General features: G+C 55.0%; 8 protein-coding genes. All 8 read left to right on the top strand.

Features of this window, described 5'->3' with window-relative positions:
- Positions 1–263: 263 nt before the first annotated feature.
- The 8 genes from HMPREF1508_RS07540 (at position 264) to recD2 (ending at position 14,463) form a co-directional block, all read left to right on the top strand.
- The gene (locus HMPREF1508_RS07540; RefSeq protein WP_044960939.1) at positions 264–1,133 is read left to right on the top strand and encodes a methionyl aminopeptidase; all 870 of its coding nucleotides are present in this window, start codon (positions 264–266) and stop codon (positions 1,131–1,133) included.
- Between the two features lie 842 nt (positions 1,134–1,975).
- On the top strand, positions 1,976–4,543 hold the full coding sequence (gene secA, locus HMPREF1508_RS07535; protein ID WP_044960937.1) for a preprotein translocase subunit SecA: 2,568 nt from the start codon (positions 1,976–1,978) through the stop codon (positions 4,541–4,543).
- Positions 4,544–4,919: 376 nt separating this feature from the next.
- A complete protein-coding gene (gene uvrB, locus HMPREF1508_RS07525; protein WP_044960933.1) occupies positions 4,920–6,914 on the top strand; it encodes an excinuclease ABC subunit UvrB in 1,995 nt (664 codons plus the stop codon).
- An 11-nt stretch (positions 6,915–6,925) separates the two neighbouring features.
- A complete protein-coding gene (gene uvrA / locus HMPREF1508_RS07520) occupies positions 6,926–9,796 on the top strand; it encodes an excinuclease ABC subunit UvrA (RefSeq protein ID WP_044960980.1) in 2,871 nt (956 codons plus the stop codon).
- Between the two features lie 233 nt (positions 9,797–10,029).
- A complete protein-coding gene (gene eda / locus HMPREF1508_RS07515; protein WP_044960931.1) occupies positions 10,030–10,662 on the top strand; it encodes a bifunctional 4-hydroxy-2-oxoglutarate aldolase/2-dehydro-3-deoxy-phosphogluconate aldolase in 633 nt (210 codons plus the stop codon).
- 274 nt (positions 10,663–10,936) lie between these two features.
- Positions 10,937–11,935 (top strand): rod shape-determining protein, encoded by a 999-nt coding sequence (locus HMPREF1508_RS07510; protein WP_006906725.1) that lies wholly within the window; start codon positions 10,937–10,939, stop codon positions 11,933–11,935.
- Positions 11,932–12,081: a hypothetical protein gene (locus tag HMPREF1508_RS10410; protein WP_198015612.1), complete on the top strand. Its 150-nt coding sequence runs from the start codon at positions 11,932–11,934 to the stop codon at positions 12,079–12,081. The genes HMPREF1508_RS07510 and HMPREF1508_RS10410 overlap by 4 nt, the downstream gene beginning before the upstream one ends.
- Positions 12,082–12,210: 129 nt before the next feature.
- Positions 12,211–14,463 carry an SF1B family DNA helicase RecD2 gene (gene recD2 / locus HMPREF1508_RS07505; protein ID WP_044960929.1) on the top strand — a complete coding sequence of 751 codons (2,253 nt, stop codon included), beginning with the start codon at positions 12,211–12,213 and terminating at the stop codon, positions 14,461–14,463.
- Position 14,464 lies beyond the last annotated feature (1 nt).

Below are 14,464 nucleotides of genomic sequence, written 5' to 3'. Positions count from 1 at the left end.
GAAGATGAAGTGCCCCTTTTGATATAAGTTGAAGACGAAGTGCCCCTTTTGATATAAGTTGAAGACGAAATGCTCCCTTTTTGAGATGAGATAAAGACAGCATGCCCCTCTTGAGATAGGATGAAGATGAAATGCTCCTCTTGAGTTGACAGATCAGGAATCAGAGAGCAGAATTGCAGTGGATTCCAAAGGAAGGACAAGTTCCGGATCCTGTTCAAGAATTTTTGTGCAGAACCAATTCTGTGTATAGAAAGAAGCGGAAGATGAAAGTTGGAAGAAATGATCCCTGCTGGTGCGGGAGCGGGCGCAAGTACAAGCAGTGCCATATGGCGTTTGACCAGAAGCTGGATCACCTGGCCAGTCAGGGGCACATTGTCCCCCGCCGTGATCTGATCAAGACGCAGGAGGACATTGTCATGATTCGGGAGGCCGCCAAGGTCAACCGGGCCGTTTTAGATGAGGTGGCAGAGAAGATCTGTGAGGGGATGCCCACTTCGGACATTGACCGCATCGTTGCGGAGAAGACGGCCAGCTATGGCGCTGTCTGTGCCCCGCTCAACTATGAGGGCTTTCCGTACAGTGTCTGTACCTCGGTCAACGATCAGGTCTGCCACGGCTTCCCCTCTGAGAATGTGATTCTCAAGGAGGGGGATATCATCAATGTGGACTGCACTTCCATTTTAAATGGGAAATATGCCGACTCTTCCCGCATGTTCATGATCGGGCAGGTTTCCGAGGAGGCCAGAAAGCTGGTGGAGGCGACCAAGAAGGCCTGTGATCTGGGCCTGGAGCAGGTCAAGCCCTGGGGCTTTCTGGGCGATGTCGGTCAGGCGGTTAACGACTATGCGACTTCCTGCGGCTATCAGGTGGTTCGGGAGATCGGGGGCCACGGGGTAGGCAATGGCTTTCACGAGGATCCCTGGGTCGGGTTCACGACCAGGCGGGGAAGCGAGATGGTTATGGCGCCGGGACTTATGTTTACCATTGAACCCATGATCAATGCCGGGAGCAGTAAGGTATATACGGACAAAAAGAACGGCTGGGAGATCTACACGCTGGACGGTTCCCTGTCCGCCCAGTGGGAGTATCAGGTCCTTGTCACCGAGGACGGCTATGAGATGATTTCCTGGTAGTATCATCCTGCTCAACCGAAAGTCCTCTATGGGCTCTTAAGGGTCCCGCCCCAACATTTGACATAGAGCCCAAAAAAGCGAGGACCTTGGCCTTTCTCTTCGACCAGGATCCCCGCCTACGAATTAACGTCTGTTAAATTGTCCAACGGACTTTTACCCCCTTTCGGGTAACAGTCAACGGTTACAATACAGCGAGCCCTGCTCGCGCCTCTTTTCCTCCCGGATCATCTGACGACTTCATACATGTCTCATCTCGTATCACTTCGTTCTGTCTCTTCTGGTTCTCTCTCTGGAACCTAAGCTGAAATAGCTTCTATCATAAAGTCGGATGTGTATGGTTCAGGAAGATCCTATCAACTTATACCGGCTGATGGCGGTTAGGGTAGTTCGTATGTGACCCTTCGGACTGTACCTCCAATCTGATGAAAGTTTAATGTCAATCAAGAAGTAAGAAGTTTGGTTATCCGATCGGCTCTTCTTGTTTCTTTGTGACTTCATCATACACAGGTAGATCGGCCTTGTCAAGAAGAAAACTGCAAATAAATAATATTCAGAATAGTTTATGAATATAAAACAATAAATATTGAGAAAATTCTGACAATTATAAAGACAGAAAACTTGTGAACAATCTTTGGTTCGTGCTAAAATGTCGCTTAGCGCAGAGGAAGCCTGATTTCACCTCACGGCCTTCCTTGAAGACAGCGCGAGATCTTTAGGATGGATCAAGGAATAGATGAGGCGGAGCGCAGGAGCAGAAAGAGCAGCCAAAACAGCTTTCACTTTTTATTAGTTTATAGCGATGAAATGCCCGTGAGGCGCATTTTACCGCCGCAGGAGATAAGATGGGTTTAGCAAGTAAATTTTTTGGAACGCATAGTCAGCGTGAGGTCAAGCGCCTTATGTCTCTGGTCAGAAAGGTCGAGTCCTATGACGAGGCCATGCAGGCTCTGACCGATGAGGAGCTGGCAGCGAAGACGAGAGAATTCAAGGATCGCTATTCTACCGGGGAGAGCCTGGAGGATCTGCTCCCGGAGGCTTATGCCGCCGTGCGCGAGGCGGATTACCGGGTGCTTGGCATGAAGCCCTTCCAGGTCCAGATAATCGGAGGGATTATTCTTCACCAGGGCCGTATCGCCGAGATGAAGACCGGAGAAGGTAAGACGCTGGTTGCGACCATGCCGGCCTATCTGAATGCCCTGACCGGCCAGGGAGTTCACATCGTCACAGTCAATGATTACCTGGCCAAGCGTGACGCGGATCAGATGGGGCAGGTTCATCGCTTCATGGGGCTGACCTGCGGCTGCGTCCTCAATGATATGGACAAGGACTCCCGCCGCGAGGCCTATGAGAACGATATTACCTATATTACGAACAATGAGCTCGGATTCGACTATCTGCGCGACAACATGGTTGTCTATGAGAAGGATATGGTTCAGCGGGGCCTGCACTACTGTATCATCGACGAGGTCGACTCCGTCCTGATCGATGAGGCCAGAACTCCTCTGATCATCTCCGGCCAATCCGGCAAGTCCACCCGCCTCTATGAGGCCTGTGATGTGCTGGCCAACCAGTTGAAGCGCGGCGCCGATATGCCGGAGCTCTCCAAGATGGATGCTCTCATGGGAGAAATGCCTGAGGAGACAGGGGATTTCATTGTCAATGAGAAGGACAAGGTGGTCAGTCTGACCCAGGACGGCGTCAGGAAGGTCGAGAGCTTCTTCCATTTGGACAATCTGGCGGATGCCGAGAATCTGGAGATCCAGCACAATGTGATCCTTGCCCTGCGCGCCCATCAGCTCATGCACCGTGACCAGGACTATGTTGTCAAGGACAATGAGGTCTTGATCGTAGATTCCTTCACCGGCCGTATCATGCCCGGCCGCCGTTTCTCTGACGGCCTGCACCAGGCCATTGAGGCCAAGGAGCACGTGAAGGTCAAGAGGGAGAGCCAGACTCTGGCCACCATCACCTTCCAGAACTTCTTCAATAAATATGATAAGAAGGCCGGAATGACCGGTACTGCCCTTACGGAAGAGCAGGAGTTCAGAGATATTTACGGGATGGATGTTGTTGAAGTGCCCACCAATATGCCGATGATCCGGATAGATCGCAATGACGTGGTCTACAAGACCAAGAAGGAGAAGTACAAGGCTGTGGTTGCATCGGCACTGGAGGCGCACGGGAAGGGGCAGCCTGTTTTGATCGGCACCATCAATATTGATGTCTCGGAGCTCCTCTCGAAAATGCTTTCCCGCCAGGGAATTGCGCACAATGTCTTAAACGCCAAATTCCATGAGAAGGAGGCGGAGATCGTTGCCAACGCAGGCCTGCACGGGGCGGTGACCATTGCAACCAATATGGCCGGCCGTGGTACGGATATCAAGCTGGATGAGGGAGCCAGGGCTGCCGGGGGTCTTAAGATTATCGGTACCGAGCGCCATGAGTCCCGCCGTATCGACAACCAGCTGCGGGGCCGTTCCGGCCGTCAGGGCGATCCCGGCGAGTCCCAGTTCTTCATCTCGCTGGAAGATGATCTGATTCGTCTCTTTGGATCGGAACGGCTGATGGGGGCCTTTGAGTTTCTGCGGATTCCCGAGGATGAGCCTATTCAGGATAAGGTGCTCTCCTCGCTCATAGAGAACGCCCAGAAGAAGATCGAGTCCAATAACTTCTCCATCCGCAAGAATCTCCTGGAGTACGATCAGGTCATGAACGAGCAGCGCGAGGTCATCTATGAGCAGCGCCGCCGCGTTTTGGACGGCGAGAATATGAGGGACAATATCCTGGACATGATTGACACGAATATTGAGAGTCTGGTCGACACGGTCATCACGCCCGAATTGGATCGTGAGGAGTGGGATATCCATGAGCTTAAGCGGGTTCTGACCCCGGTGATTCCCCTGGAGAATTTGACTGCGGAGAGTCTGGCGGACATCAAGAGGGTCGATAAACTCAAGGAGCGTCTGAAAGAACAGGCAGTTGAGCTCTACGAGAAGAAGGAGGCGGAATTCGAGAATCCGGATGACTTCCGCGAGATCGAGCGCGTTGTACTCCTGCGGGCCATTGATCAGCACTGGATGCAGGAGATCGACGATATGGACCAGCTTCGCCAGGGAATCGGCCTGCAGGGATATGGTCAGCGCAACCCTGTGGATGAGTACAAGAGAATCTCCTATGACATGGTGGATGAGATGAATCAGGCCATCCGTGAGGATACGGTGCAGATGCTCTATCGCATTCGGATCGAGCGGCCTGTTGAGCGCGAAGAGGTGGCCCAGGAGACCGGGACCAATCTGTCTGAATCCGCCTCTGGCCCCAGGGTACGCCAGCATGCCAAGGTATATCCGAACGATCCTTGCCCCTGTGGCTCCGGGAAGAAGTACAAGTATTGTCATGGAGCGGGGAAGTGACAGTCTGAGTGACTGCCGTGGCGGGGAAGTGACACCTGAATGACTGCTGCGGCGTTTATCTTTGATTTTAGACAGGAACAGTACAGAGAAAGGGGAGGCCGAGGGGCTTCCTCTTTTTTCAGCCATTGCGGGGCCTGATGCAGCTGTGGGGGGATGCGAAAAGGCAAGAGAATGCGAAAAGGCGGGGAAATGCGAAAAGGCGGGGCAATGTGAAAGCGCGGGAGATGCGAAAAGGCGGGAAATGGGAGAAAGGCGGCAAAATTTGTCAGGGCACTGGACAGGGGGAGCAGTCGTGCTATAATATGCGAACCAGAATACATGTTCGAAAAGAGGGATCTGGAACAGAGGCGTCCGGAAGCTGAGATTGAGGAGAATCATGGATCATTTTGTCTTACATTCCAAATACAAGCCGACCGGAGACCAGCCTCAGGCCATTGACGCTCTGGTCAAGGGCTTCAGAGAGGGCGACCAGTTCGCCACACTGAAGGGGGTTACCGGCTCCGGCAAGACCTTTACCATGGCTAACGTCATCCAGAAGCTGAACAAACCCACCTTGATTATCAGCCACAACAAGACCCTGGCCGGCCAGCTCTACGGAGAGATGAAGGAGTTCTTCCCGGAGAACGCCGTCGAGTATTTTGTCTCCTACTATGACTACTACCAGCCCGAGGCCTATGTGCCGCAGAGCGATACCTATATTGCCAAGGATTCCGCGATCAATGACGAGATTGACAAGCTGCGCCTGTCAGCGACGGCGGCCCTGGCAGAGCGTAGGGATGTGGTGATTGTGGCGTCGGTGTCCTGCATTTACGGGATCGGATCGCCGGAGGACTACGAGAACATGATGGTCTCTTTCCGCCCGGGAATGGAGATTGACCGGGATGACGCCATTAAATCTCTGATCGATATGCAGTACACGAGAAGTGACCTGGATTTCTCCCGGGGAACCTTTCGCGTCCGGGGAGATGTCCTGGATATCTTTCCGGCTGTGGCCAGCGACTATGCCTACCGGCTGGAGTTCTTCGGTGACGAGATCGACCGCATCCTTGAGATCGATGTGCTGACCCAGGAGGCCAGGCACGAGATGGAGCATGTGGCCATTTTCCCGGCCAGCCACTATGTTGTGCCCCAGGAGAAGATTGACGCGGCCTGCAAGACCATCCAGGAGGAGCTGGATAGCCGGATCCGCTATTTCAAGCAGAATGATAAGCTCATGGAGGCTCAGCGGATTGCGGAGCGAACCAATTTTGACATTGAGATGCTGCGGGAGACAGGCTTCTGCTCCGGGATTGAGAATTACTCCCGCCATATGACGGGGCAGAAGCCCGGCCAGCCCCCCTACTGCCTGATCGATTACTTTGGGGATGACTTTCTGATGATTATTGATGAGAGCCATATCACCCTGCCCCAGATCCGGGGAATGTACAATGGGGACCAGGCCCGGAAGCGGTCTCTGGTAGACTACGGATTTCGCCTGCCCTCAGCTCTGGACAACCGTCCTCTCAACTTCGCGGAATTCGAGAATAAGATTGACCAGATGCTCTTTGTGTCGGCGACACCCGGGGACTATGAGGCGGAGCACGAGCTGATGCGGACGGAGCAGGTGATCCGGCCCACAGGCCTTCTGGATCCGGAGATTTTCGTGCGCCCCGTGGAGGGGCAGATTGACGACCTGATCGGAGAAATCCGCGGGGAGACGAAGAAGGGACACAAGGTTCTGGTCACGACCCTGACCAAGCGCATGGCAGAGGATCTGACCGACTATATGCTGGAGCTGGGAATACGGGTCAAATACCTGCACTCCGATATTGACACCTTAGAGCGGGCCCAGATCATTCGAGACTTGCGGCAGGATGTCTTCGATGTCTTAGTCGGCATCAACCTCCTGCGCGAGGGACTGGATATCCCGGAGATCACTCTGGTGGCTATCCTGGACGCGGACAAGGAGGGCTTCCTGCGCTCTGAGACATCCCTGATTCAGACCATTGGCCGCGCGGCCCGTAATTCAGAGGGCCATGTCATCATGTATGCGGATACCATCACGGACTCAATGCGGCTGGCCATTGAGGAGACCAACCGCAGACGGGCTATGCAGCAGGCCTATAATGAGGAACATGGGATTACGCCACAGACCATCCGAAAGAAGGTCCAGGAGGTCATCGCCATCTCCAGGGAGCTGGCGAAAGAGGACGCCGCTTTTTGCAAGGAACCGGAGGATATGTCCGCAGAGGAGCTGGAGGAGCGGATCCGGGATATCCGCAAGAAGATGGAATCCGCGGCGGCAGATCTCAACTTTGAGCGGGCAGCTGACCTGCGCGATCAACTGATCGACCTGCGCCGGCATCAGGAGGATGCGAAGAAGCAGAGATGAATGAGGTAACTATGGCTGACAGCAGTAAGCGCAAATATATTAAGATCCGGGGCGCCAATGAACATAATTTAAAGAATGTGAGCCTGGATATTCCAAGGGATGAATTCGTCGTTCTGACCGGCCTGTCCGGCTCAGGGAAGTCTTCACTGGCATTTGACACCATCTTCGCGGAGGGCCAGAGACGGTATATGCAATCTCTCTCTTCCTATGCCAGGCAGTTCCTTGGGCAGATGGAGAAGCCGGATGTAGAGAAAATCGAGGGCCTGCCGCCGGCCATTTCCATCGATCAGAAGTCCACCAGTCACAATCCGCGATCCACCGTTGGAACGGTGACGGAGATCTATGACTATTTTCGCCTGCTCTATGCCAGAGCGGGGATTCCCCATTGCCCCAGCTGCGGCAGGGAGATTCACAGGCAGACGGTAGATCAGATGGTAGATCAGATCCTTGCCCTGCCTGAGAAGACCAGGATTCAGCTGCTGGCGCCGGTGGTTCGCGGCCGCAAGGGAACCCACGAGAAGCTCTTTGCCTCCGCCAGAAGGTCCGGATATGTCCGCCTGATTGCGGATGGAAACCCCTATGAGCTCTCCGAGGAGATCCGGCTGGAGAAGAACATCAAGCACAATATCGAGATCGTAGTGGATCGCCTGGTAGTCAGGCCCGGCATCGAGAAGCGACTGACAGACTCGATCGAAAACGTCCTCAAGCTGGCCAACGGTCTCATGATTGTCGATGTGATCGGAGGAGACCCCATCCGCTTCTCGGAGTCTTATTCCTGTCCTTACTGCGGGATTTCCATTGATGAGATCGAACCGAGAACCTTCTCCTTCAATAATCCTTTTGGAGCCTGCCCTGAGTGCTTCGGCCTGGGCTATAAGATGGAGTTTGACGAGGATCTGATGATTCCGGACAAGAGCCTCTCCTTCAATGAGGGCTGTGTGCAGGCGATGGGCTGGCAGTCGGCCAATGACGGAAAGTCCTTTACGAATGCCATTTTAAAGGCCCTGTCCAGAGAGTATGGGTTCTCACTGGATACCCCCTACGAGAAGCTGCCCAAAAAGATCCGCGATATGTTTATCAATGGCTTTCCCAAGAGCGTCAAGGTCCACTATAAGGGGCAGAGGGGTGAGGGAGACTATGACATTCAGTTCGAGGGACTGGTCGCCAATATGAACCGCCGCTACCGGGAGACGGCGTCTGACTCGATGAAGGCGGAATATGAGACCTTCATGCGCTTTTCCGACTGCCCCCTCTGCCATGGGCAGCGGTTGAAGCAGGAGGCCCTGGCAGTCACTGTGGCGGATAAGAATATCTATGAAGTGACCAATATGTCTGTCAAAAATCTCCTGACCTTCCTGCGGGAGATTGACGATAAGCTGACGGCTCAGCAGCACAAGATCGGCGATGTGATTTTAAAGGAGATCCGTGGGCGCGTGGGATTCCTCAACGATGTAGGTCTGGATTACCTCTCCCTGGCCAGAGCGACAGCGACCCTGTCCGGGGGCGAGGCCCAGCGGATCCGCCTGGCCACCCAGATCGGTTCCGGACTGGTGGGGGTCGCCTATATCCTGGATGAGCCATCCATCGGCCTGCACCAGAGGGACAATGACAAGCTTCTGGCCTCTCTGCGCGGTCTGCGGGATCTGGGGAATACCCTGATTGTCGTTGAGCACGATGAAGATACCATGCGGCAGGCGGACTTCTTGGTGGACATCGGTCCGGGAGCCGGTGAACACGGGGGGAAGCTGGTAGCCGCCGGCAGCGTGGAAGATATTATGAATACGCCGGAGTCGATCACGGGCGACTACCTGGCGGGCAGGCGCAGGATTGATCTGCCCGGAGAGCGAAGAAAGCCCAGCGGCAAGCTGAAGATCAAAGGGGCAGTGGAACATAATCTCAAGAATGTCAATGTGGAGATCCCCCTGGGCGTCATGACGGTTGTGACCGGGGTATCCGGCTCCGGCAAGTCCTCTCTGGTCAATGAGATCCTCTATAAGTCCCTGGCTAAAAAGCTCAACCGGGCCCGACTGGTCCCGGGGAAATATAAGAAGATCGAGGGCGCGGAACAGTTGGATAAGATCATTGACATCGATCAATCCCCCATTGGCCGCACGCCCCGTTCCAACCCCGCTACTTACACAGGGGTCTTTGACATGATCCGTGACCTCTTCGCCGGGACCCCGGACGCCAAGGCCAGAGGCTATAAGAAGGGACGCTTCTCCTTCAATGTCAAGGGAGGCCGCTGTGAGGCCTGCGCGGGCGACGGTATCATTAAGATTGAGATGCACTTCCTGCCGGATGTATATGTGCCCTGTGAGGTCTGCGGGGGCAAGCGCTATAACCGGGAGACCCTGGAGGTCAGGTATAAGGGAAAGAGCATCTATGACGTTTTGAATATGACGGTGGAAGAGGCCCTGGAGTTCTTCGCCAATGTGCCGACAATCCGCCGCAAGATTCAGACCCTCTATGATGTCGGCCTGGGCTATGTGCGCCTGGGACAGCCCTCTACGGAATTGTCCGGGGGTGAGGCCCAGCGGATCAAGCTGGCCACAGAGCTGTCTAAGCGGAGTACGGGCAAGACCATCTATGTGCTGGACGAGCCCACGACGGGACTGCATTTTGAGGATGTCAACAAGCTGGTCAAAATTTTGCGCCAGCTCTCTGAGGGAGGAAACACTGTCGTCGTCATCGAGCACAACCTGGACGTGATCAAGTGCGCCGATTACATCATCGACCTGGGTCCGGAAGGGGGCGACGGAGGAGGAAGAGTGATCGCCAAGGGCAAGCCTGAGGAGATCGTCAAGGTTCAGGAAAGCTATACCGGAGAGTACCTCGCGCCCTACCTCAAGACTGCGGCAAAAGGGCAGCAGGTGAGGGAATGACAGGTATCCTGGAATGTATGAGAGGACTGGGGATGCGACAGGCACCCTGCAACACGTGAGGGGACAGATAACCTGCCAGGTGACCTGCAATCCATGAGAGGTTGAATGGCTCGCAAGAAATGCCCTTCTGCGCAATATTTACAAATAAATAAGCAAGTTTATAGATTTCACCCGATCGAGAGGGGTGCTACCCTAAAACTATCTGATGACTGAATTCGAATGAGGAGGCAAGAATGAATCAGGAAGAGTTTATGCAGAAACTGGCGGCGATTAAGGTCTGTCCCGTTGTTGTCATTGACGATGCTGAGGATGCCGTACCTCTCGCCAGGGCCCTGGAGGCCGGGGGACTTCCCATGGCGGAGGTGACCTTCCGCACGGAGGCTGCCGCAGAATCCATCGCCCGTATTGCAAGAGAAGTTCCGGGAGTGATTGTCGGCGCAGGGACAGTTCTTGACAGAGAGCAGTGCGCAAGAGCCATCGACGCGGGCGCGCAGTTCATTGTCGCCCCCTCTTTCTCTGATGAGGTGGCGCAATACGCAATCGGCCATGGCGTTGCCTACTGCCCCGGCACCTGTACACCGACAGATATCGCCAATGCCCTGCGCTACAATCTGCCCATGGTCAAGTTCTTCCCCGCGGAGGCATACGGCGGCCTGAAGACGATCAAGGCACTGGCCTCCGTCTTCCCCCAGCTCAAGTTCATGCCGACCGGCGGTGTGAATCCGCAGAATGTCAATGACTATCTGGCCTTCGACAAGATTATCTCCGTTGGCGGTACCTGGGTCTGCAAGAAGGATCTGGTCAGGACAAAGGACTGGGATGGCATCAGCAGGGCCTGCCATGAGGCTTACGAGCTGACCCACTGACCCTGAGATCAGACGCCGCTCGGGAGAACTGGGGAGAATCCGGGAGAACCTGTAAAATTATCATTTCAAAGTGCTCCGGCTTGGCCGGGGCGCTTTTTTTGACTGGAACCGGAGCAAACCATTTCCTAAATTGAAATACGCGGATGATTCGCTATAATAATTAAGTAGTCCGCCCGGAAGCGGGCAGCCCATTTGAGAGATGACTTGTGATCCCGTGCAACGCCCCTGTGGGGAGCGAGGGATCTGCAGATAGAAGAAGGGGAAGGAGTTCAGAATGAATTCAACGGATATCGGCATTGATCTGGGTACGGCCAGCATTCTTGTATATGTGAAGGGTAAGGGAGTTGTTCTCAAGGAGCCCTCCGTAGTCGCTTTTGACCGTGACACCAACAAGATCAAGGCGATCGGTGAGGAGGCCCGTCTCATGATTGGCCGTACGCCCGGCAATATTATCGCGGTGCGGCCGCTGCGTCAGGGAGTGATCGCAGACTACACGGTCACGGAGAAGATGATCAAGTACTTTGTTCAGAAGGCCATTGGCAGGCGGAGCTATCGCAAGCCCCGCATTTCCGTATGCGTGCCCTCAGGAGTCACGGAAGTGGAGAAGAGAGCGGTCGAGGACGCCACCTACGCGGCCGGCGCCAGAGAGGTCGCCATTATTGAGGAGCCAATCGCGGCCGCAATCGGGGCCGGGATCGATATCTCCAAGCCCTGCGGCAATATGATTGTCGATATCGGCGGAGGAACCTCTGATATCGCTGTAATCTCCCTGGGAGGCTCTGTGGTCAGCACATCGATCAAGATCGCCGGAGATAACTTCGACGAGGCTCTGGTTCGCTATATGCGCAAGAAGCACAACCTTCTGATCGGCGAGCGGACCGCGGAGGACATCAAGATCAAGATTGGCAGCTGCTATCCTCTGGATGAGACAAAGACGATGGATGTCCGCGGCCGGAATCTGGTTACCGGCCTTCCCAAGGTGATCACGGTTTCCTCGGAGGAGACGGAAGAGGCCCTGCACGAGCCAACGGTCCAGATTGTCGAGGCGGTGCATTCCGTCCTCGAGAAGACGCCTCCGGAGCTGGCAGCCGATGTGGCTGATCGGGGGATCATCCTGACCGGAGGAGGTTCCCTCCTTCGCGGTCTGGAACAGCTGATGGAGGAGCGCACCGGAATCAATGCGATGACGGCGGAGGAACCCATGACCTGTGTCGCGATCGGTACCGGCAAGTATGTAGATCTCTTGAGCGGCGATAAGCTGACGGCAGATTGAAGATTTTTGCTGATCTGTCTGAAAGCGCCGGGCCGCAGTTCACAGTCGGTCGTCTGGCTGTCAGTCGGAAATTTTTTGAAAATGCTGAGTCCCATGCAGATATCCGCCTGTTTTCAGCGGGGATGATGCGTGGGACTTTTTTATGACACTGGAGTCCACATCCCGTGCCTTCCATTGTCCGCGACAGTAGAAGGATCACAGAGCGATTGAAGCCGGGGTCATTGGCCTGCCCGACCATGTCGGACGGTGCTTTGGACTGCCGATGAGGAGTGAGCATGGAAATCCATGGCTATGTAGATCACATCATCTATCACAATATGGAGAATGCCTATACCGTGATGTCTGTGGCGGTCAACGGGGAACAGGAGGTGGTTGTCGGAACATTTCCGGGAATCTCAGAGGGAGAGAACCTGACCCTCCAGGGGGAATATGTTATGCATGCCACCTACGGAGAGCAGTTCAAGGCGACTTCCTATGAGGTCCGCCCGCCGGAGGATGCCGTGGCCATGGAGCGCTACCTGGGCAGCGGGGCCATCAAGGGGGTGGGGCCAAAGCTGGCTGCCCGTATTGTCAAGACCTTCAAGGGAGACACCTTCCGGGTCATGGAGGAGGATCCGACCCGCCTGTCCAAGATCAAGGGAATCTCCGAGAAAATGGCCCTGGATATCTGCGGACAGATCATAGAGAAAAGGGATACCCGTGAGGCTATGGTCTTCCTGGAGGGATATGGGATTCACTCGAATTTGGCCATGAAGGTATACAGGCAGTATGGCTCCCAGGTCTACAGCGTCATTGCCAACAATCCCTACCGCATGGCTGAGGATATCAGCGGAGTGGGCTTTAAGATCGCGGATGAGATCGCGTCTAAGGTCGGGATCAGCGCCAGCTCCGAATACAGGATCCAATGCGGCGTCCTCTATATCTTGAATCAGGCTGCTTCTTCGGGTCACACCTATCTGCCAAAGGAGCTTTTGCTGCGGGATACGGCGCAGATGCTGGGACTGGATCCGCAAGATGTCGAAGCCAATCTTATGAACATGGCCATGGAGAAGAAGATTGTCATCCGGGGCCGGGAAGATCCGCAGGTCTATGCGGGGGCATTTTACCGCATGGAAGAAATGACGGCGGGGATGATGCTGGCTTTAAATCACAACTATCATGTGGAGGATGACCAGATTGAAGCGGCAATTGCCAGACTGGAGCAAGGCGAGCGGATGGAACTGGATCCCCAGCAGAAGGAGGCGGTCACCACAGCCATTCGCCATGGGGTCTGCCTGATGACCGGCGGGCCGGGGACCGGGAAAACCACGACCATTCGAGCCATGCTCAACTATTTTCTGGACCAGGGTCTCAATGTACAGCTTGCCGCCCCGACCGGCCGGGCGGCCAAGCGCATGTCGGAGGCGACCGGATGTCAGGCGAAAACCATCCACCGTCTCCTGGAGGTCAGCGGCGGCGCGGGAGAGGAGGGAGAGTCTCTGGGGAGATTTGAGCGCGACCAGTTCCACCCCCTGGAGGCAGAGGTCATCATTGTCGATGAGATGTCCATGGTGGATATTTCCCTCATGCACGCTCTGCTCAAGGCGGTCGCTGATCAGACCCGCCTGATTCTGGTCGGCGATATCAATCAGCTGCCCAGCGTTGGTCCGGGAAACGTTCTGCGGGATCTGATTGATTCGGGGGCCTTTCCGACCGTGCGGCTGGATCGGATTTTTCGCCAGTCTGAGGCCAGCGATATCGTGGTAAATGCCCACAGAATCAACCAGGGACAGACCGTCATTCTCGACAATAAGAGCAAGGACTTCTTCTTCCTGGAGAGAGAGGACGCGGATCATATCATCAGCGTGACCCTGCAGCTGATGCGGGATAAGCTGCCTGCCTATGTGGGGGCGGACATGTTCGACATCCAGGTCCTGACTCCCAGCAGAAAGGGACTGCTGGGGGTGGAGAGACTGAATGAAATTCTGCAGAAATATCTGAATCCCGAGGGGGAGTCCCGAAGGGAATACCGCTGCGGGGAGAGGATCTTTCGCGAGGGCGATAAGGTCATGCAGATCAAGAACAACTATCAGATGGAGTGGGAGGTTCGCAGCGAGTACGGCCTTGTCTTCGATCGGGGGACCGGAGTCTTCAACGGGGACATGGGGCGGATTGAGGAGATAGATCACTTCAGCCAGAGCCTGACGGTCCGCTATGACGAGGATCGTCTGGTGACCTATCCGTTCAAGCAGCTGGATGAACTGGAGCTGGCCTACGCGATCACGATCCATAAGTCTCAGGGGTCAGAGTATCCGGCAGTCATTATCCCGCTGCTGGACGGCCCCCGTATGCTCCTGAACCGTAATCTGATCTATACGGCGGTGACCCGCGCCAGATCCTGCGTCACCCTGGTGGGGAAGGAGCAGATTTTCCGGCAAATGTGTGACAACAACACGCAGGCCAGACGGTTCTCCGGGCTCTGTCAGCGGATCACAGAGCAGGTACAGACGCAGGAAAAGATGAATCAGATGACCCGGGAAAATGTCTGAG

This window comes from Shuttleworthella sp. MSX8B (assembly GCF_000524295.1).
In the GTDB taxonomy this organism is placed as follows: domain Bacteria; phylum Bacillota; class Clostridia; order Lachnospirales; family Lachnospiraceae; genus Shuttleworthia; species Shuttleworthia satelles.
Note: the sequence above shows the minus strand (reverse complement) of the source record. Positions and strands in the feature narration are given on the sequence as shown.

Bases quoted from the DNA above. Each gene is read 5' to 3' on its own strand.
- secA (WP_044960937.1), top strand. From the start codon at position 1,976: ATGGGTTTAGCAAGTAAATTTTTTGGAACGCATAGTCAGCGTGAGGTC.
- HMPREF1508_RS07540 (WP_044960939.1), top strand. From the start codon at position 264: ATGAAAGTTGGAAGAAATGATCCCTGCTGGTGCGGGAGCGGGCGCAAG.
- recD2 (WP_044960929.1), top strand. From the start codon at position 12,211: ATGGAAATCCATGGCTATGTAGATCACATCATCTATCACAATATGGAG.
- eda (WP_044960931.1), top strand. From the start codon at position 10,030: ATGAATCAGGAAGAGTTTATGCAGAAACTGGCGGCGATTAAGGTCTGT.
- uvrB (WP_044960933.1), top strand. From the start codon at position 4,920: ATGGATCATTTTGTCTTACATTCCAAATACAAGCCGACCGGAGACCAG.
- uvrA (WP_044960980.1), top strand. From the start codon at position 6,926: ATGGCTGACAGCAGTAAGCGCAAATATATTAAGATCCGGGGCGCCAAT.
- HMPREF1508_RS07510 (WP_006906725.1), top strand. From the start codon at position 10,937: ATGAATTCAACGGATATCGGCATTGATCTGGGTACGGCCAGCATTCTT.